We start from the raw sequence: 16,691 nt of genomic DNA on the forward strand, positions 1-16,691 counted from the left end.
TGGCCCATGACGGAGCACGAGGCGCAGGTGCACGGGCACTGCGATCCGCGGTACGCGGCGGTGCTGACGGCGTTCGAGGCGAACTTCCGGGAGCGCGGGGAGCTGGGCGCCGCGGTCGCCGTCACGATCGACGGCGAGACCGTCGTCGACCTGTGGGGCGGGTGGGCCGACCCGGCACGCAGCCACCCCTGGGAGCGCGACACGCTGGTCAACGTGTGGTCCACGTCCAAGGGTCCGACGGCCCTGTGCGCGCACATCCTCGCCGACCGGGGACTGCTCGACCTCGACGCACCGGTGGCCGCGTACTGGCCGGAGTTCGCCGCCGCGGGCAAGGACCAGATCCTCGTACGGCATCTGCTGTCGCACCGTGCCGGTCTGTCCGGCCTGCGGGAACCGCACTCGCTTCAGCAGCTCTGCGACTGGGAGTTGACGACACAGCGGCTGGCGGCGATGGAGCCGTGGTGGACGCCGGGGACGGTCTCCGGGTATCACGCCCTCACGTTCGGCTTCCTGGTCGGGGAGGTCGTGCGGCGGGTGTCGGGGCTGCTGCCCGGGGCCTTTCTGGAGCGGGAGGTGACCGGGCCGCTCGGGATCGACTTCGCGATCGGGTTGCCGGAGAAGGACTCCGGGCGGGTGGCCGAGCTGATACATCCCCCCACCGCGGCGAGCAGTGAACAGGCCGCGATCTTCAGCCAGTTGACCCCCGCCGCCCTGGCCGCACTGACGAACCCGGTCGTGGGGGCGGCCCAGGCCAACTCGCCCGAGTGGCGGGCCGCCGAGATCCCCGCCGCGAACGGACACGGCACGGCGCGGGCGGTCGCCGCACTGTACGGGATCTTCGCGGGCCGCGGGGCGCACGACGGCCACCGCGTCCTCTCCCCCGAGGCCGCCGAGCGGGTCCGCGAGGGGCAGGGCGGCTGCCGCGATCTGGTGCTCGGCGCCGGGTTCGAGAGCGAGACCGAGGTCGGCCTCGGCCTGTGGCTCAGCGGGCCGAACGGCTCGTACGGGCCCAACCCTCGGGCCTTCGGGCATGACGGCTTCGGCGGCTCGTGCGGGCTGGCGGATCCGGAGGCCGGAGTGTCCCTCGGCTATGCGATGAACGCCATGGGCCCTCATATCGCCAACGACCCGCGGAAGATGGCGCTGGTCGACGCCCTGTACAGCGCTTTGTGACGAGCGGTGGGCGCGGGCCGTTCACGCCGATGCGGCGGGTCGGCCCGGCCTACCAGTAGGAAATTCCAACCCACTTAATCCGTCCGGCGTCGCGCCACCACCATCCGCACACGCGGGCTTCCGTCTCGCTGCCGCCCGAACTCGCGCAGGGCCTGCAGTTCCACCTGGAAGCCCGCACGCGCCAGCTCGCTGCGCACCTCCCCGAGCCGGAAGGCCCGGTAGTACATGACGAACGGGGGCCGCCACACGGCGTTGCGCACCCGCATCACCGCGTCGAAGCCCAGCAGCATCCAGTACGCCGGGGACGCGGGCCCCGGCGGCGCCACGAGCGGGAAGGCGAAGCATCCGCCGGGCCGCAGGACGGAGTGGACCTGGGCGAACAGCCCCGGCAGCTCACGGGGCAGGAAGTGACCGAACGCCCCGAAGCTCACCACGAGGTCGAAGGCGGGGGCGAACGGCAGGGCACGGGCGTCCGCACGAACCCAGTCCACTCGCGGCCCGTCCACCCCCACCCGCTGCCGTGCGACATCGAGCATGCCGGCACTGAAGTCGACGCCGGTGACGCTGCGTCGGCACACCCCGGCCAGCACGTCCACACCGGCGCCCGTCCCGCAGCAGAGGTCCAGTCCGTCGTCGTACGGGCCCGTGCGCGTGAGCGCCGTCGTGACGGCGGAGAGCACCGAGTCCGGCGTACGGAACGGTGTGTGGTCGAACTTGGGGGCGAGCAGGTCGTATCCGCGCTCCACGGACGACAGCGCCTGGACGGCGAGTTCACGCAACGAGGGGCCCTCGGGGCTGAACATCCGCGTCACCCCCTCGCGACGCGGTGCTTCAGGACGGCGAGAACACGCTCGCACCAGCGCAGGTTCTCCTCCTCGAAGGAGATGCCGCGCAGCAGCGTCAGATACGGCCCGACGCGCTCGGACTCACGCAGATACTCCTCCTCGGTCCGCCCGTCGAGGAGGCGGTCGCGGACACGTTCGTATCGGTCGAGTTTGCCGCGCGCCCAGGTCATGCGTTCCTCGATCAGGGCGTGGGCGGCTTCGGAGTCCTCCATGGCCTGCAGCTTGATCAGCAGTTCGTCGCGGACGGCGGTGGGCCGCCGGGGCGGCTCGGCGGCGAAGGCGCGCAGGTCCTCGCGTCCGGCCGGGGTGAGCGTGAACATCCGCTTGTTCGGCCGCCGTTCCTGCTGCACGAACCGGGCCTCGACAAGGCCGTCCTGCGCCAGGCGTTCCAGCTCGCGGTAGAGCTGCTGCGGGGTCGCGGGCCAGAAGTTGGCGAACGAGACGTCGAAGACCTTGGACAGCTCGTAGCCCGAGGCCTCGCCCTCCAGGAGGGCGGCGAGGACGGCGTACTTGAGGGACATGTGGACACGTTAACAGCAGGTGATTATTCTCATCGGCACCTACTCAACTAATTGACTATGAGGTGATCCGATGCGCGCGTTCCGCGAGGCGGTCGAGGCAGGCGACGCCGCTGCCATGGAGGCACTGCTGGCGGAGGACGTCGTCTTCACCAGCCCGGTGGTGTTCAAGCCGTACGCCGGCAAGGCGATCACGGCGGCGATCCTGCGCGGTGTCATGCGGGTCTTCGAGGACTTCCGCTATGAGCGCGAGATCAACGACCCGGGCGGCCGCGACCACGCGCTGGTCTTCACCACGCGCGTGGGCGACCGGGAACTCACCGGCTGCGACTTCCTCCGGCTCAACGAGGACGGCCTGATCTCCGAGTTCATGGTGATGGTCCGTCCACTGTCCGGAGCGCAGGCGCTGGCCGCGGCCATGGGGGCACAGTTCGAGCAGATCGAGAAGGAGGCGGCGGAGCGGTTGGCGTGAAGGAGGCGGAGGTGCCGGGGTGAGTGCACTGTCACCCCACCGACGAACCGGCTCCTACGCGGATCGACACTCCGCGAGCCGCTTCTCCAGGAACCTCCGTTCCGCGTCGTTCTCCACCAGTTCCAGGGCCCGCCGGTACGCCTCGGCGGCCTCTTCCGTACGGCCGCTGCGGCGCAGCAGATCGGCGCGGGTGGCGGGGAGGAGGTGGTACCCGGCCAGCTCCCCTTCCTCCTCCAGTTCCGCGACCACGGCGAGGCCGGCCTCCGTGCTCTCCGCCATGCCGACGGCCACCGCACGGTTGAGGCGGACCACGGCGGAGGGCACGAAGCGCGTCAACTCGCCGTACAAGGCGGCGATATCGGCCCAGTCGGTGTCCTCGGCGGTGAGCGCGGTGGTGTGGCAGGCCGCGATGGCGGCCTGGATCTGGTACGGGCCGGGCCTGCCGCGCCGCAGCGCGGTCTCCAGCAGGGCGGCGCCCTCGTCGGCCTCGGCCCGGTCCCAGGCCGTGCGGTCCTGGTCCTCCAGGGTGACCAGGTCTCCGGCGGCGTCCACGCGCGCGCGGCGACGGGCGTCGTGCAACAGCAGGAGAGCGAGCAGGCCGAGCACCTCCGGCTCGTCGGGCATGAGACGGGCCAGGACGCGGGCCAGGCGGATCCCCTCGGCACAGAGGTTCGTGCGGACGAGATCGGCGCCCGCGGTGGCCGCGTACCCCTCGTTGAACAGCAGGTAGATGACGCCGAGCACGCCCGTCGTGCGCTCGGGCAGAAGGTGCGCGGGCGGCACCCGGTACGGGATTCCGGCGTTGCGGATCTTCCGCTTGGCGCGCACCAAGCGCTGCGCCATGGTCGTCTCGGGGACGAGGAAGGCGCGGGCGATCTCCGGTGTGGTCAGGCCCGCGAGGGTCCGCAGGGTCAGTGCGACCCTGGCCTCGATGGGCAGCGCGGGATGGCAGCAGGTGAAGATCAGCCGCAGCCGGTCGTCATGCACCCCGCTGTCGTCGCCGATGTCTCCAGGTCCGTACGGCAGTTCGTCGCGGGTCGGCACCGCCACCTCCCGGAGTTTCGCCGCCCCCACCGCCTCCCGGCGCAGCACGTCCAGGGCGCGGTTGCGGGCGGTCGTGGTCAGCCAGGCGCCGGGGCGGCGCGGCACTCCGTCGCGCCGCCACCGGTCGAGGGCCTGGGCGAAGGCGTCCTGCGCGCAGTCCTCGGCGAGGTCCCAGTCGCCGGTCACCCGGATGAGGGTGGCGACCACCTGACCCCATTCCTCGCGGAAGGCCGCGCCGACGGCCTCCTCGACTCCGTCCGTCTCGCTCACTCCCAGACCGGTCGCACTTCGACCGAGCCGCCGCCGAGGGCCGCGGGATGCCGGGACGCGAGGTCGATGGCCTCGTCCAGGTCGGCGACCTCGATGATGTCGAATCCGGCGACGTACTCCTTGGACTCCACGAAGGGCCCGTCGCTGAGCAGCACTTCGTCGCCCTGGACGCGCACGGTGGTGGCGTCGCTGTGCGGCCGCAGCCGGGCCCCGCCCTTGACGACGTCACGGCTGCGGACCTCGTCGATGTACGCGGTGAAGCGCGGGTCCTCGGCGATCTCCTGCGGGCTCGGTTCCTCGCCGCCGACCGGCGTGCAGATGAACAGGACGTACTTCATGACCGCTCCTCGGTGTCGAGCGTGGCGTGTTCGTGCGCGATCAGCCAGCGCAGGCCGACGTTGCGGTAGCCGGTGGTGACGCGCATCAGGTCGTCGAGTCGCGTGCCGTCCGTGCGGGTGGCGCGCAGGCGGACGAGGGCGTGACCGAAGGCGACGCTCTCGTCGACGTGGACATGGAAGTCCCGCACCTCGCGGATGACAGGGCCGGTGACGCCGGTGAGCAGTCCTTCCATCGACTTGCGCAGGGCGTCGGTCCCTCGGTGTTCCCGGCCGTCGGCGAACGCGGCCGCGTCCGGGGCGTAGCAGGCCGCCATGCGGTCGACGTCCCGCTCTCGCGCCGCTCCGGTCAACTCGGCGTCGAGCGCGCGGATCTGTGTCTCGGCGTCCTCGTCCTCCCAGAAGGGCCGTACTTCCATGGCCCCGACGGTGGCCACGGGATGCCTCGCCGCCGCCTCGATCGCCTCCTCCAAGCTGTCGCACTCGAGGATGTCGAAGCCGGCGACGTACTCCTTCGTCTCCGCGAACGGGCCGTCGCCGCGCAGCACCTCACCGTTCCTCACCCGCACGGTGACGGCCCGGTCCGGGAGCGCCAGGCGGTGGCCGTGCAGACGTACACGGCGGTCGCCGAGGTCCTCCACCCAGGGCTCGACGGGGGCCATTCCCGAGGCGTCGGCGGTGTCGTCGCCGCAGACGAGCAGCATGTACTTCATGGTTCCTCCCGGTCCTCATGAGCTTCCTACATCCCACCGACGAACGGGGCCGGACCGAATCGACAACCGGCGGCACCGGGAGCCCCTCTGCTCCGACTGTGGTACAGTGCCAGCAGCACTTGTGTACGCCCCGTTGTGGGCGCCGGTGCGAGTTTCCCTTCAATTCGCTGATCCCCCTCGGCCGTCGCGGCCGGTGCATCAGCTTCTCGGCACCACCTCGTGAGCAACTCTTTCGTCGGCCTTTCGGCGCCGTGCACGAGGTGACGTTCCGCCGCCCGAAGGCGCGCTCGTTCTGCCCGCCTTCCTCTCGCGGCCCTCCCCTCCCTTCGCATGTCCCATGCCTTCCGTCCTTGAAAGGACCGACCACCATGACCACCACACTCGAACACCCCCCAGTCCAGCAGCAGCTCCCGCCCCGGGCCGTCACCGGAGTCCTCGACATCGACGCGAGCGGGAAGGGTCACCTGCGCGCCGAGAACTGCCTGCCGTCGCCGTCCGACTCCCAGGTGCCCGCCGCGTTGATCCGGCGGTACGGCCTGCGCAAGGGCGACCTCGTCGACGGTGTCCGCGGCGATCGGCGCGCCCTGACCGAGGTGGCCCGCGTGGGCGGGCGCCCGGCCGAGGACCTGCGCGGTCGTCCCCACTTCGGCGACCTCACCCCGCTGCACCCGCGGGAGCGGCTGCGCCTCGAACACCCGGCGGCCGGTCCGACCGGGCGGGTCGCCGATCTGATCGCGCCGGTCGGCAAGGGGCAGCGAGGGCTGATCGTGGCCCCGCCCAAGACCGGCAAGACCGTGCTGCTCCAGCAGATCGCGGCGGCCGTCGCCGGCAACCACCCGGAGTGCCGGCTGATGGTGGTACTCCTCGACGAACGTCCCGAGGAAGTCACCGACATGCGGCGCTCGGTGCGAGGCGAGGTGTACGCCTCCACCTTCGACCGGGCGCCCAAGCAGCACATCGCGCTGGCCGAGCTCGTGATCGAACGGGCCAAGCGGCTCGTCGAGGCGGGCGAGGACGTCGTCATCCTGCTGGACTCCCTGACCCGGCTGTGCCGGGCGCACAACAACGCGGCCGCGTCCGGTGGCCGCACCCTGAGCGGCGGCGTCGACGCGGCCGCGCTGCACGGGCCGAAGCGGTTCTTCGGCGCCGCACGGCTCGCCGAGGAGGGCGGTTCGCTCACCATCCTCGCCACGGCCCTGGTGGAGACCGGCTCCCGGGCCGACGACTTCTACTTCGAGGAGCTCAAGAGCACCGGCAACATGGAGCTGCGGCTGAGCCGGGATCTCGCCTCACGCCGTGTCTTCCCCGCTGTCGACATCAACCCGTCCGGCACCCGCCGCGAGGAACTCCTCCTGCCCCCGGCCGAGTTGACGGCCGTACGGGGTCTGCGCCGGGCCCTGCAGTCCCGGGACGGCCAGGCCAGTCTGGAAACCCTCCTGGAGCGCATGCGGGACACGCCGGACAACGCGACGTTCCTACGGCGGATCCAGCCGACGCTGCCCGGCCGGTGACACGCCGCGCGGCATCGCCCGTCCGGGTGCCGACGCGGCCCGTCCGGCCCGGGCAGCGCGGTGGAAGGCGGGAGCGTTTCTAGGTTGACCGTATGAAGATCGGATTTATCTCCCGGGCTCTCGCGACCACCTGCGCGCTCTGCGCGGCCGGGCTGCTGGCGCTCGCGCCCTCCGCCGCGGTCGCCCGCACCAGGCTCGATCCCGACCCACCCAGTGGGCCGCAGACGGTGACACCGCGGCCGTCGCTGCTGTACCGGCCCGGCACCCATGTGCGGCCGACCGCCGATGTGCCCCGGGTTCCGCGGCTCTCGGCGCTGTCGTGGCTGGTGGCCGACGCCGGCACCGGTGAGGTGCTCGCCGCGCGCAACGCGCACCGGGAGCTGCCGCCCGCCAGCACCTTGAAGACGCTGTTCGCCCTGACCGTGCTGCCGACCCTGCCCGCCGGCATCCGGCACCGGGTGAGAGAGGAGGAGCTGGCGGGGATCGGGGCCGGCAGCAGTCTGGTGGGGATCGCCGAGGGGCGTACGTACCGGGTCGCCGACTTGTGGCGCGGGGTGTTCCTCCGCTCCGGCAACGACGCCGTGCGGGTGCTGGCCGCGCTCAACGGCGGCTGGCGCGCCACGGCCGCCCGTATGCAGGACAAGGCCCGTGCGCTGGGCGCCCTCGACACACAGGTGGAGTCGCCGGACGGGTACGACACGCCCGGCCAGGTGTCGTCGGCGTACGACCTGGCGGTGTTCGGGCGGGCGGGGCTGCGCAACGCGGACTTCGCCCGGTACTGCGGCACGGCCGAGGCGTGGTTCCCGGGCCGGAACGGCTCTGCGTACGAGATCCGGAACACCAATCGGCTGCTGGTCGGCACCGCCGACATGGATCCGTATCCGGGCATGATCGGCATCAAGAACGGCTACACCAGCAAGGCGGGCAACACACTGATCGCCGCCGCCCGCCGAGGCGATCGCACCCTCGTCGTGACGGTGCTCAACCCTCGGTCGGGCGGCGGGCTCGCCGTCTACGAAGAGGCCGGCGAGCTGCTCGACTGGGGGTTCGACGCGGCCGGGCGGGTCGAACCGGTGGGATCGCTCGACGCCTTGCGGGCGAAGCCGAGGCCAGGGCCCGTGACGGGGCCCGTGGTGGCCGCGGTGGCGCCCGAGGGCGGTCCTGCCGGGGCCGGCTGGGCGGAGGCGTGGGCGATCGCGGGCGCCACCGGTGTGGGCGCCGGCTTCGTGTCCCTGGTGCTGCGTGCCAAGTGCTTCGAGCGCGTGGACCCGGACTGACCGACCGGCAGCCGGAGCAGCAGACCGAGCGTGATCCAGGCGTACATGTTGCTCCCGAGGAAGCCGTCCACGCCGGACGCGTCGTCGAACCACAGCCACACCACGCTGGTACAGAGCACCGCGTACAGGGCACCCGCGATCCGGACGTGCCCGGCGCGGACGAGGACGGCGAACGACGGCAGCAGCCACACCAGGTGGTGAACCCAGGTGATCGGGCTGACCAGACAGGAGGTCAGCCCGGTGAGGGCGAACGCCGCGGTCCAGTCCCCCGCCGCGACCGCCCGCCGGGTGCGCGCCGCCCAGACGCCCAGCACCAGCAGGACCACCACCGCCCAGACCGCACGGTCCGACACGCCGAGCCGGGCCAGGATGCCCTGCAGCGACTGGTTGGAGACGTAGTCGAGGCGGCCCACCCGAGTGGTGTCCCACATCGCGTGCGTCCAGTAGAAACGGGACGCGGCGGGCGCCACCCAGGCCGCCAGCGCCGTCGCCGCGGCGGCGACGGCCGTCGCCACTGCCGCGGTTCGCCAGCGCCGGGCCACCAGCAGCAGGCCGATGAACGCGGCGGGCGTGAGCTTGATCGCGGCAGCGAGACCTATGCCCAGCCCCGCCCAGCGCTCCCGTCCCGTGGACAGCAGCCAGCAGTCGAGGAGGACCAGCGCCAGCAGCAGGATGTTCACCTGGCCGAAGCTGAAGGTGTCCCTCAGCGGTTCGAAGAGGGCCAGCGCGCAGGCGGCGAGCGCGCAGCCGTACCAGCCGTAACGCCGCCAGGACCGTCCGGCCAGCACGCGCAGCGAGAAGGCGAGTGCGCCGAGGTTGAGCAGCAGCGCCACGGCGATCGCGGCGTGCAGACCGACCAGTGTCATGGGCAGCATGACGACGGCCGCGAACGGCGGGTAGGTGAAGCCGTACGTCGTGCCGGGCACCCGGTAGTCGTAGATACGGCCGCCGTGGTGGATCCAGGTGTCGACGGTGCCGTAGTAGACGCGCAGGTCGAACCAGTCGCGCAGCAGGGGCACGGTCGCGGTGAAGACGGTCACGGCGGCGGCGAGCACCAGGACGAGGGCCAGCCGACCGCGGTCGGTGCGGGGAAGTCTCATGCCGTGCGCTCCAACGCCGGGGCCTGCGCGGCCAGATGTGCCTGCCACAGGACGACCACGGCGAGCACGCCCCCCGAGACGGCCAGCACCAACTGACCGACGTCCGCGGAGCCGCCGCTGGGCAGGACGGCCAGTGCGAGCACTCCGGTCAGGGCGGCGACCCGGTGCCGTACCGATGTGCTGGGCGCGGCGGCCGCTATGAGGAACAGGCCCCACAGGGCGTACCAGGGGCGGATCGCGGGTCCGAAGGCGGCCACGGCCGCGAGACTCAGGCCGAGCGCGTACACCGGGCGCGGACGCCAGCGCCACCATATGAGGACCACGAGGACCGCTGTCAGCACCATCCCGAAGACGTGCCACGCCGGAACGGCCAGCGGCGCCAGATCGCTGCCGATCTCGTCCAACAGGGAGGCGGTGGCCCGGCCGAGCAGGCTGGTGAGCGCCCAGTTCTGCGGCGAGACCGGAGTGTCCAGGGCGCCGATCCAGCCGTATCCCGTGCCCGCGACGGCCGTCGCGGCGACCGTGGTGGCCGCGGACGCGGCCAGCGTGGTGAGCACGGCCTTGGCCACGTGGTGCCCGGCCCGCATCATCAGCAGCACGACCGCGGCGAGGCCCATCGCGGCGGGCGCCTTGACCAGGGCGGCGAGCGTGACGAGTACGGCGCCCAGGATGGGCCACCGGCCGAGGGCCGCGACCAGACCGGCGCCGAGCAGGCCGAGCATGATGGCGTCGTTGTGGGCACCTGCGACCAGGTGCAGCAGCACGAGAGGGTTCAGGGCGCCCAGCCACAACGCGGCGGCCGGGTCGGCCCCGCTGTGCCGGGCGAGGCGCGGCAACGCCGCCGCCATCAGCGCCACACCGAGCAGCGCTATCAGGCGCATGCCGATGAGCCCGGCGGGGAGTTCACCACGGGTCAGGCCGGACAGGGCGGAGGCGACACCGAGGAACACCGGGCCGTAGGGAGCCGCGGTGTGCCGCCACAGCGGGGCGACCTCGTCCGCGAGCGGTCCGCCGAGGTGGGCGGGCCCGTAGGCGTACACGTCGATGTGGGCGTCGACCATGGCGCCTTGCGCCAGGTAGCTGTACACGTCCCGGCTGAACAGCGGCGGCGCGATCAGCAGTGGGGTGGCCCAGACCGCGAGCACCAGCAGCAGGGCGCGTGGGGTGGGCGGGTCCGCGCCGCGCACGAGCCGGCCGAGCAGCAGCCAGGCCGCGATCAGCAGGACGACGCCGAAGTAGACGCCGACCAGGCCCAGGGCGGCGTGCGCCGAGGACGGGGCCAGGAGTTCCCGGACCGGTAGGGCACCGGCCGTCTCACCTCCCAGGGCGAGGAAGGCGGTGCCGGCCAGACCCAGAATCTGGCAGCGGCGGAGATCGACGGGGAAAGCCATGGCCAACACTCGGTCAGCGTGTCAACGTGGGGTGGCCGGAAGTTGACGGGGTTCCCTCCGGAGGGAAGCCGGCGTATGACCGGCCGGTGATCGAATGCGAGGGAGTTGCAGTCTGCTTCCCGTCTGCCGGATACGGCCGTTCGCAGGCCGCGGGCCGGTGGGGGCTTGTCGTGCCCACGCGGCGGAGCCGCATATCGAAACAGCCCCACGCCCGTGAGGGGGCACGCCCGCACTCGGCGCCGAGCTGATCCGTCAGAACACCGACAGACCCGTCAGCGTCGTGAATCTGTCCAGGGCCGCCACTCCCGCCACCGAATTGCCCCGCTCGTCCAGACCCGGGCTCCAGACACACAATGTGCACCGCCCCGGCACCACCGCGATGATGCCGCCGCCCACGCCGCTCTTGCCGGGCAGACCCACCCGATAGGCGAAGTCGCCTGCCGCGTCGTACGTCCCGCAGGTCAGCATGACCGCGTTGACCTGTTTGGCCTGGCTGAGGGTGAGCAGGCGGGTGCCGTCGGCCCGGATGCCGTGGCGCGCCAGGAACGTGGTGGCCAGGGCGAGGTCGGCGCAGGACGCCATGACGGAGCACTGGCGGAAGTACTGGTCGAGCAGGACCGGCACCTGGTTGTCGATGTTGCCGTAGGACGCCATGAAATGGGCCAGGGCGGCGTTGCGGTCGCCGTGGGCCGACTCGGAGGCGGCCACGTCCTGGTCGAAGTCCAGGGTCGGGTTGTCGCTCTCGGTGCGCAGGAAGGACAGGAGCTCGCCCGCCGCGTCGCCGGTACGGGTCTGGAGGCGGTCGGTGACGACGAGGGCGCCCGCGTTGATGAACGGGTTGCGCGGGATGCCGTTCTCGTACTCCAGCTGGATCAGGGAGTTGAAGGGGTTGCCGGAGGGCTCTCGGCCCACGTGCTCCCAGAGTTCGTCGCCCTCGCGGGCCAGGTCGAGCGCGAGGGTGAACACCTTGGTGATGGACTGGGTGGAGAACGGCTCGCGCCAGTCCCCCACGCCGTACAGCGAGCCGTCGATTTCCGCGACGGCCATGCCGAAGCGCCGGGGGTCGCAGGCCGCGAGCGCCGGGATGTAGTCGGCGGGCCGGCCTCGGCCGGGGGTCCGCCCGATCTCCTCCGCGATGCGCTCCAGGATCGGCTGGAAGGTCAGTGACGACGTCGACGCTGCCATGATCACCATTGTGCCTTCCAGTCGGTCCCGGTGCGCATCCGCGGAGTCGGGAGGGATCAGGCCAGCGCCCGGCCGCTGCCCGCGACGACCTCCGGACGGAGCAGGTCGGCGAGGGTCTCGGCGGGCAACAGGCCCTTCTCCAGAACGAGTTCGGCCACGCCCCGGCCGCTGGCGAGGGCCTCCTTGGCGATATCGGTCGCGGCCGTGTACCCGATGTGCGGGTTCAGGGCGGTGACCAGGCCGATGGAGTTCTCCACGGTCCGGCGCAGTGCCTCGGTGTTGGCGGTGATGCCGTCCACGCAGCGCTCGGCCAGCGTCACGCACGCGTTCCTCAGGTGCGTGATGCTCTCCGACAGGGAGTGCAGGATGATCGGCTCGAAGGCGTTGAGCTGGAGCTGTCCGGCCTCGGCGGCCATGGTGATGGCGACGTCGTTGCCGATCACCTCGAAGGCGACCTGGTTGACGACCTCGGGGATCACCGGGTTGACCTTGCCGGGCATGATGGACGAACCGGCCTGCACGGGAGGCAGGTTGATCTCACCGAGGCCCGCGCGCGGCCCGGAGGACAGCAGCCGCAGGTCGTTGCAGCTCTTGCTGAGCTTGACGGCGATGCGCTTGAGCACGCCGGACATCTGGACGAACGCCCCGCAGTCCTGGGTGGCCTCGACCAGGTTCGCGGCGGTGACCAGCGGCAGCCCGGTGATCTCGGAGAGGTGACGGCGGGCCGACTCGGCGTATCCGACGGGGGCGTTGAGGCCGGTGCCGATGGCCGTGGCGCCCAGGTTGATCTCATGGATCAACTCGACGGCCTCGGCAAGTCGGGACCGGTCCTCGTCAATCATGACGGCGTACGCGGAGAACTCCTGCCCCAGCGTCATCGGCACCGCGTCCTGCAACTGTGTACGGCCCATCTTGAGCACGTCACGGAACTCGACGGCCTTGCGGGCGAAGGCGTCCTGGAGGACGGACATCGCCTTGAGCAGCCCGCGTACCGCGAACACCGTCGCGATCTTCACGGCGGTCGGGTAGACGTCGTTCGTCGACTGACCGAGGTTGACGTCCTCGTTGGGGTGCAGGTGCTGGTACTGGCCCTTCTCGTGGCCCAGCAGTTCCAACGCCCGGTTGGCCACGACCTCGTTGGCGTTCATGTTGGTCGACGTGCCGGCACCGCCCTGGATGACGTCGACGACGAACTGGTCGTGCAGCTCGCCGTCCCGGATCTCCCGGCAGGCGGCGACGATCGCGGCGGCCTTCTTCGGGTCCAGCAGCCCGAGTTCCTCGTTGGCGAGGGCAGCGGCCTCCTTGACGGCGGCGAGGGCGTCGATGAGGTGCGGGTAGGCGGAGATGGGAGTGCCGGTGATCGCGAAGTTCTCGGTGGCGCGCAGGGTGTGGACGCCCCAGTACGCGTCGGCGGGTACGTCACGGTCGCCGAGCAGATCGTGTTCGCTACGGGTGGAGGTCACGGTCATGAGAGAACGAGTCCTCTTTCAAGAGGGTTGAGGGTGAACGCGCCCCATAGGGGCGCGGGGGACTGCGCGACCAGCCACAACCGGCCCGCAGCCGCCGGACAGGAAATCCGGCACATCCTTAGGCGCAAGCAGGAACAACAACCGGCTCCAGCGAACGAACGGGCCGCACACACCCGACCGCCTGACCGCCCCCGAGAAGCGCCTCACCCTGGAACTCGGTGAGCAGCCCCAGATCCACCCCGGCCCTGGCCAGAGCCGCGGCGGCAACCGGCACGCGCGCCCGATTCGCCCCATCGGCGATCTTCACGGCGATGGCCCGCCCGTCCGGCAGCGCGGCAACCTGCACGCCCTCGAACCCGTCCTTGGCGAGCAGCCCCGGCACGGCCCGCATCAGCGCGGCGACATCCCGCCCCGAGCCGGAGGCCATCTCGGCGTGCTCCCGCATCGCGTCGGCGACCCGCGCCTCGGGCGTACCCGCAACCGCGGTGGTGATACGAGCGACGGCCCGGGCCAGCCCGTGCAGCGAGACGGAGAACAACGGCGCCCCACACCCGTCGACGGTAGTGCGAGCGATCCGCTGCCCGGTGAGGTCCTCGACGATCTCGGCGATCGCCTGCTGAAGGGGGTGCGCCGGGTCGAGGTAGTCCTCCAGAGACCAGCCGTTGAGCCGGCAGGCGTACAGCATGGCCGCGTGCTTGCCGGAGCAGTTCTGGGCGAGCCGGGAGGGCGGTCGGCCCTCCCGGACCCAGGCGTCCCGCACGACCGGGTCGTACGGCATGTCCGGGACGTTGCGCAGGTGGTCCTCGGTGAGTCCGGCGAGCTCCAGGATCCGCCGGGTTCCGGCGAGGTGGCGTTCCTCGCCGGAGTGGCTGGCCGCGGTGAGCGACAGCAGGTCGCCGTCGAGCGGGAGCCCGGCGCGGACCATGGCCACGGCCTGGACCGGCTTGAGCGCCGAGCGCGGGTAGAAGGCGGCCTCGATGTCACCGAGCTGGAACTGGACCTCGCCGTCGGCGCCGAGGACGACGACGGAGCCGTAGTGGATGCCTTCGATCATTCCGCCGCGTATGAGGTGGGCGACGGGCGCGTGGAGGGGTTCGCGGACAAGGGGTGCGTCCGCTATGGAACTGCTGTACATCACTGCCTGGTTGTCCTGGGTCGATGGATGGTTTCGACCGACGCGGATCTCACGCGTCGGCCTTGGTGGAGGTGCGCGCGACCCTGGCACGGATGCCGTACCAGCCCGCGACCAGCGCTCCGACGATCAGCGGCAGGCACAGCACGGTGGTGCGGCCGGCGCCTCCGTCGGCGTACATGAGGACCAGGACGGAGGCCAGGAAGGCCAGCGTCACGACTTCGGTCCACGGGGAGCCCGGCAGTCGGTAGCCGGGGCGGGTGAGTTCGCCCTTCTCGGTCTTCTGCCAGAAGAGCAGGTGACAGATCATGATCATGCCCCAGGTGGCGAGGATGCCGATCGCCGCGAAGTTCAGCACGATCTCGAACGCGTCCGCGGGGACGACGAAGTTGAGACCGACACCGAGGACACAGATACCGCTGGTCAGCAGGATGCCGCCGTACGGGACCTGGCTGCGGTTCATCACCGAGGTGAACTTGGGGGCGGAGCCGGACATCGCCATGGAGCGCAGGATGCGGCCGGTGGAGTACAGGCCGGAGTTGAGCGAGGACATGGCCGCGGTCATCACGACCAGGTTCATGACGCCGCCGGCGGCCGGGATGCCGATGTTGGACAGCACGGTGACGAAGGGGCTCTCCCCCGCCTTGTACGACGACCAGGGCAGCAGCATCGACAGCAGGACGACCGAGCCGACGTAGAACAGACCGACGCGCCACATGATCGAGTTGATCGCCTTCGGCATGATCTTCTCGGGGTTCTCGGTCTCACCGGCCGCGACGCCGACCAGCTCGACGGAGGCGTAGGCGAAGACGACGCCCTGGATGATCAGCAGCATGGGCAGCAGGCCGTTGGGGAAGAGGCCGCCGTGGTCGGTGATCAGGGAGGGGCCGGGGGTGGTGCCGTCGACCTCGTGCTGGGTGACCAGCAGGAAGATGCCGATCAGCATGAACGTCACCAGCGCGCCGACCTTGATGATGGCGAACCAGAACTCCAGTTCGCCGAACATCTTCACCGACACGAGGTTCACGGTGAGGACCACCGCGAGGGCGATCAGCGCGATCACCCACTGCGGGATGTCGGAGAACATGCCCCAGTAGTGGGTGTACACGGCCACCGCGGTGATGTCGGCGATGCCGGTGGTGGCCCAGTTGAGGAAGTACATCCAGCCCGCTACGTACGCGCCCTTCTCCCCCATGAACTCTCGGGCGTACGACACGAAGGCGCCGGACGACGGGCGGTACAGGACGAGTTCGCCGAGGGCCCGCACGACGAGGAAGGCGAAGACGCCGCAGACCGCGTAGGCGATGAACAGGGACGGGCCGGCGTCGGCGAGTCGGCCGCCGGCGCCGAGGAACAGGCCGGTGCCGATGGCTCCGCCGATGGCGATCATGTTGACGTGCCGGGACTTCAGCGACTTGCTGTAGCCGAGGTCTCCGGCGTCGACGTGACCGGACTGGGGGCGCGTCTCGTCTTTGAGGTGCTGTTCGCTCACGCCTCGGGTCCGCCTTCCGTGGTGCTGTCCGTGCGCGGGGGGCGCACGATGTCGGTGAGGGTCGTCTCGACGCGGTCCAGGTGATGGGCCATGGCGTCGGTCGCGTCGAGTTCGGAACCGTCGATCAGCGCCTCGACGATCGCCCGGTGCTCCCGGTTGGACTGCTCGCGGCGGCCGCCCAGCTCGTTGAGGAAGGCCGACTGACGCGCCAGTGCGTCGCGGATCTCCTCGATGACCCGGCGGAAGACCGGGTTCTGGGCGGCCTCGGCCACGGCCAGGTGGAAGAGGGTGTCCATCGCGACCCACGCGGTGGTGTCCGTCTCCCGCTCCATACGGTCGAGCAGGTGGGCGAGGTGGTCGAGGTTCTCCGGGGTGCGGCGCAGGGCCGCGTACCCGGCGACCGGGATCTCTACGTGCCGGCGCACTTCCAGCAGGTCGCTCGCCGCGTAGTCGCCGAAGGTGGGGTCCTCGACGGTGTTCGCGACGACGAACGTGCCCTTGCCGGTCTTGGAGACGGTCAGACCCATGGTCTGCAGGGCCCGCAGGGCCTCGCGCAGCACAGGACGGCTGATCTCCAGGGTGCGGCAGAGCTCCGCCTCGGAGGGGAGCTTGTCGCCGATGGCGTACTCGCCGCGCTCGATGGCATCGCGGAGGTGTGCCAGCACCGCCTCCATGGCGCTGACGCGCCGTGGGGGCTGACTGGCTGTCCGGCTGTCTGACAGGTTCACGGTGGTGATCCTGCGGGTGACATCCCGGAACTGTCA

At 71.1% G+C, this 16,691-nt stretch carries 15 protein-coding genes and 1 pseudogene; 4 read left to right on the forward strand and 12 right to left on the reverse strand.

Annotated features, from left to right (window positions below; genetic code table 11):
* Nucleotides 1–6 precede the first annotated feature (6 nt).
* On the forward strand, nucleotides 7–1,173 hold the full coding sequence (locus tag BLU79_RS15460) for a serine hydrolase domain-containing protein (protein ID WP_093906314.1): 1,167 nt from the start codon (nucleotides 7–9) through the stop codon (nucleotides 1,171–1,173).
* A gap of 74 nt (nucleotides 1,174–1,247) precedes the next feature.
* Here the strand turns inward: BLU79_RS15460 and BLU79_RS15465 are convergent, their stop codons facing one another.
* Entirely contained in the window at nucleotides 1,248–1,976 is a 729-nt protein-coding gene (locus tag BLU79_RS15465; protein WP_093906315.1) for a class I SAM-dependent methyltransferase, read from the reverse strand.
* 5 nt (nucleotides 1,977–1,981) lie between these two features.
* Entirely contained in the window at nucleotides 1,982–2,539 is a 558-nt protein-coding gene (locus BLU79_RS15470; protein ID WP_093906316.1) for a PadR family transcriptional regulator, read from the reverse strand.
* A gap of 70 nt (nucleotides 2,540–2,609) precedes the next feature.
* On the opposite strand from BLU79_RS15470, the gene BLU79_RS15475 reads away from it, so the two are divergent.
* The gene (locus BLU79_RS15475) at nucleotides 2,610–3,008 is read left to right on the forward strand and encodes a nuclear transport factor 2 family protein (protein ID WP_093906317.1); all 399 of its coding nucleotides are present in this window, start codon (nucleotides 2,610–2,612) and stop codon (nucleotides 3,006–3,008) included.
* A 54-nt stretch (nucleotides 3,009–3,062) separates the two neighbouring features.
* Here BLU79_RS15475 and BLU79_RS15480 read toward each other — a convergent pair whose 3' ends face one another.
* The 3 genes from BLU79_RS15480 to BLU79_RS15490 are packed head-to-tail and all read right to left on the reverse strand — an operon-like array spanning nucleotide 3,063 to nucleotide 5,370.
* Nucleotides 3,063–4,322, reverse strand: a complete 1,260-nt coding sequence (locus BLU79_RS15480; RefSeq protein WP_093906318.1) for an RNA polymerase sigma factor — start codon at nucleotides 4,320–4,322, stop codon at nucleotides 3,063–3,065.
* Nucleotides 4,319–4,660, reverse strand: coding sequence for a YciI family protein (locus BLU79_RS15485; protein WP_093906319.1), 342 nt, complete (start codon nucleotides 4,658–4,660; stop codon nucleotides 4,319–4,321). Before BLU79_RS15485 ends, BLU79_RS15480 begins: the two co-directional genes overlap by 4 nt.
* Nucleotides 4,657–5,370: an SgcJ/EcaC family oxidoreductase gene (locus BLU79_RS15490; protein ID WP_093906320.1), complete on the reverse strand. Its 714-nt coding sequence runs from the start codon at nucleotides 5,368–5,370 to the stop codon at nucleotides 4,657–4,659. The genes BLU79_RS15485 and BLU79_RS15490 overlap by 4 nt, the downstream gene beginning before the upstream one ends.
* 368 nt (nucleotides 5,371–5,738) lie before the next feature.
* Here BLU79_RS15490 and rho point away from each other — a divergent pair, with 368 nt between their 5' ends.
* On the forward strand, nucleotides 5,739–6,881 hold the full coding sequence (rho, locus tag BLU79_RS15495; RefSeq protein WP_093906321.1) for a transcription termination factor Rho: 1,143 nt from the start codon (nucleotides 5,739–5,741) through the stop codon (nucleotides 6,879–6,881).
* A gap of 92 nt (nucleotides 6,882–6,973) precedes the next feature.
* Nucleotides 6,974–7,810, forward strand: a pseudogene (locus BLU79_RS15500) (D-alanyl-D-alanine carboxypeptidase family protein); the annotation flags it as partial.
* 83 nt (nucleotides 7,811–7,893) lie between these two features.
* Here BLU79_RS15500 and BLU79_RS49065 read toward each other — a convergent pair.
* The 7 genes from BLU79_RS49065 to BLU79_RS15535 form a co-directional block, all read right to left on the reverse strand.
* Nucleotides 7,894–9,258, reverse strand: coding sequence for a glycosyltransferase 87 family protein (locus tag BLU79_RS49065; RefSeq protein ID WP_093906323.1), 1,365 nt, complete (start codon nucleotides 9,256–9,258; stop codon nucleotides 7,894–7,896).
* The gene (mptB, locus tag BLU79_RS15510) at nucleotides 9,255–10,649 is read right to left on the reverse strand and encodes a polyprenol phosphomannose-dependent alpha 1,6 mannosyltransferase MptB (RefSeq protein ID WP_093906324.1); all 1,395 of its coding nucleotides are present in this window, start codon (nucleotides 10,647–10,649) and stop codon (nucleotides 9,255–9,257) included. The genes BLU79_RS49065 and mptB overlap by 4 nt, the downstream gene beginning before the upstream one ends.
* A gap of 252 nt (nucleotides 10,650–10,901) precedes the next feature.
* Nucleotides 10,902–11,843 (reverse strand): glutaminase, encoded by a 942-nt coding sequence (locus BLU79_RS15515; RefSeq protein ID WP_093906325.1) that lies wholly within the window; start codon nucleotides 11,841–11,843, stop codon nucleotides 10,902–10,904.
* A 47-nt stretch (nucleotides 11,844–11,890) separates the two neighbouring features.
* The gene (aspA, locus tag BLU79_RS15520; protein WP_093906326.1) at nucleotides 11,891–13,303 is read right to left on the reverse strand and encodes an aspartate ammonia-lyase; all 1,413 of its coding nucleotides are present in this window, start codon (nucleotides 13,301–13,303) and stop codon (nucleotides 11,891–11,893) included.
* Between the two features lie 118 nt (nucleotides 13,304–13,421).
* Nucleotides 13,422–14,438 (reverse strand): asparaginase, encoded by a 1,017-nt coding sequence (locus BLU79_RS15525; protein WP_093906327.1) that lies wholly within the window; start codon nucleotides 14,436–14,438, stop codon nucleotides 13,422–13,424.
* Nucleotides 14,439–14,487: 49 nt separating this feature from the next.
* Nucleotides 14,488–15,927 (reverse strand): amino acid permease, encoded by a 1,440-nt coding sequence (locus tag BLU79_RS15530; RefSeq protein ID WP_093906328.1) that lies wholly within the window; start codon nucleotides 15,925–15,927, stop codon nucleotides 14,488–14,490.
* Nucleotides 15,924–16,601, reverse strand: a complete 678-nt coding sequence (locus tag BLU79_RS15535; protein WP_093906329.1) for a FadR/GntR family transcriptional regulator — start codon at nucleotides 16,599–16,601, stop codon at nucleotides 15,924–15,926. The genes BLU79_RS15530 and BLU79_RS15535 overlap by 4 nt, the downstream gene beginning before the upstream one ends.
* Nucleotides 16,602–16,691: the final 90 nt, after the last annotated feature.

It is taken from the genome of Streptomyces sp. cf386 (genome assembly GCF_900103585.1).
Classification (GTDB): Bacteria; Actinomycetota; Actinomycetes; order Streptomycetales; family Streptomycetaceae; genus Streptomyces.

What these genes read in the sequence shown, in the direction of transcription:
- BLU79_RS15460 (WP_093906314.1), top strand. Translation starts at nt 7, where the DNA reads ATGACGGAGCACGAGGCGCAGGTGCACGGGCACTGCGATCCGCGGTAC.
- BLU79_RS15465 (WP_093906315.1), bottom strand. Translation starts at nt 1,976, where the DNA reads ATGTTCAGCCCCGAGGGCCCCTCGTTGCGTGAACTCGCCGTCCAGGCG.
- BLU79_RS15470 (WP_093906316.1), bottom strand. Translation starts at nt 2,539, where the DNA reads ATGTCCCTCAAGTACGCCGTCCTCGCCGCCCTCCTGGAGGGCGAGGCC.
- BLU79_RS15475 (WP_093906317.1), top strand. Translation starts at nt 2,610, where the DNA reads ATGCGCGCGTTCCGCGAGGCGGTCGAGGCAGGCGACGCCGCTGCCATG.
- BLU79_RS15485 (WP_093906319.1), bottom strand. Translation starts at nt 4,660, where the DNA reads ATGAAGTACGTCCTGTTCATCTGCACGCCGGTCGGCGGCGAGGAACCG.
- BLU79_RS15490 (WP_093906320.1), bottom strand. Translation starts at nt 5,370, where the DNA reads ATGAAGTACATGCTGCTCGTCTGCGGCGACGACACCGCCGACGCCTCG.
- rho (WP_093906321.1), top strand. Translation starts at nt 5,739, where the DNA reads ATGACCACCACACTCGAACACCCCCCAGTCCAGCAGCAGCTCCCGCCC.
- BLU79_RS49065 (WP_093906323.1), bottom strand. Translation starts at nt 9,258, where the DNA reads ATGAGACTTCCCCGCACCGACCGCGGTCGGCTGGCCCTCGTCCTGGTG.
- mptB (WP_093906324.1), bottom strand. Translation starts at nt 10,649, where the DNA reads ATGGCTTTCCCCGTCGATCTCCGCCGCTGCCAGATTCTGGGTCTGGCC.
- BLU79_RS15515 (WP_093906325.1), bottom strand. Translation starts at nt 11,843, where the DNA reads ATGGTGATCATGGCAGCGTCGACGTCGTCACTGACCTTCCAGCCGATC.
- aspA (WP_093906326.1), bottom strand. Translation starts at nt 13,303, where the DNA reads ATGACCGTGACCTCCACCCGTAGCGAACACGATCTGCTCGGCGACCGT.
- BLU79_RS15525 (WP_093906327.1), bottom strand. Translation starts at nt 14,438, where the DNA reads ATGTACAGCAGTTCCATAGCGGACGCACCCCTTGTCCGCGAACCCCTC.
- BLU79_RS15535 (WP_093906329.1), bottom strand. Translation starts at nt 16,601, where the DNA reads ATGGAGGCGGTGCTGGCACACCTCCGCGATGCCATCGAGCGCGGCGAG.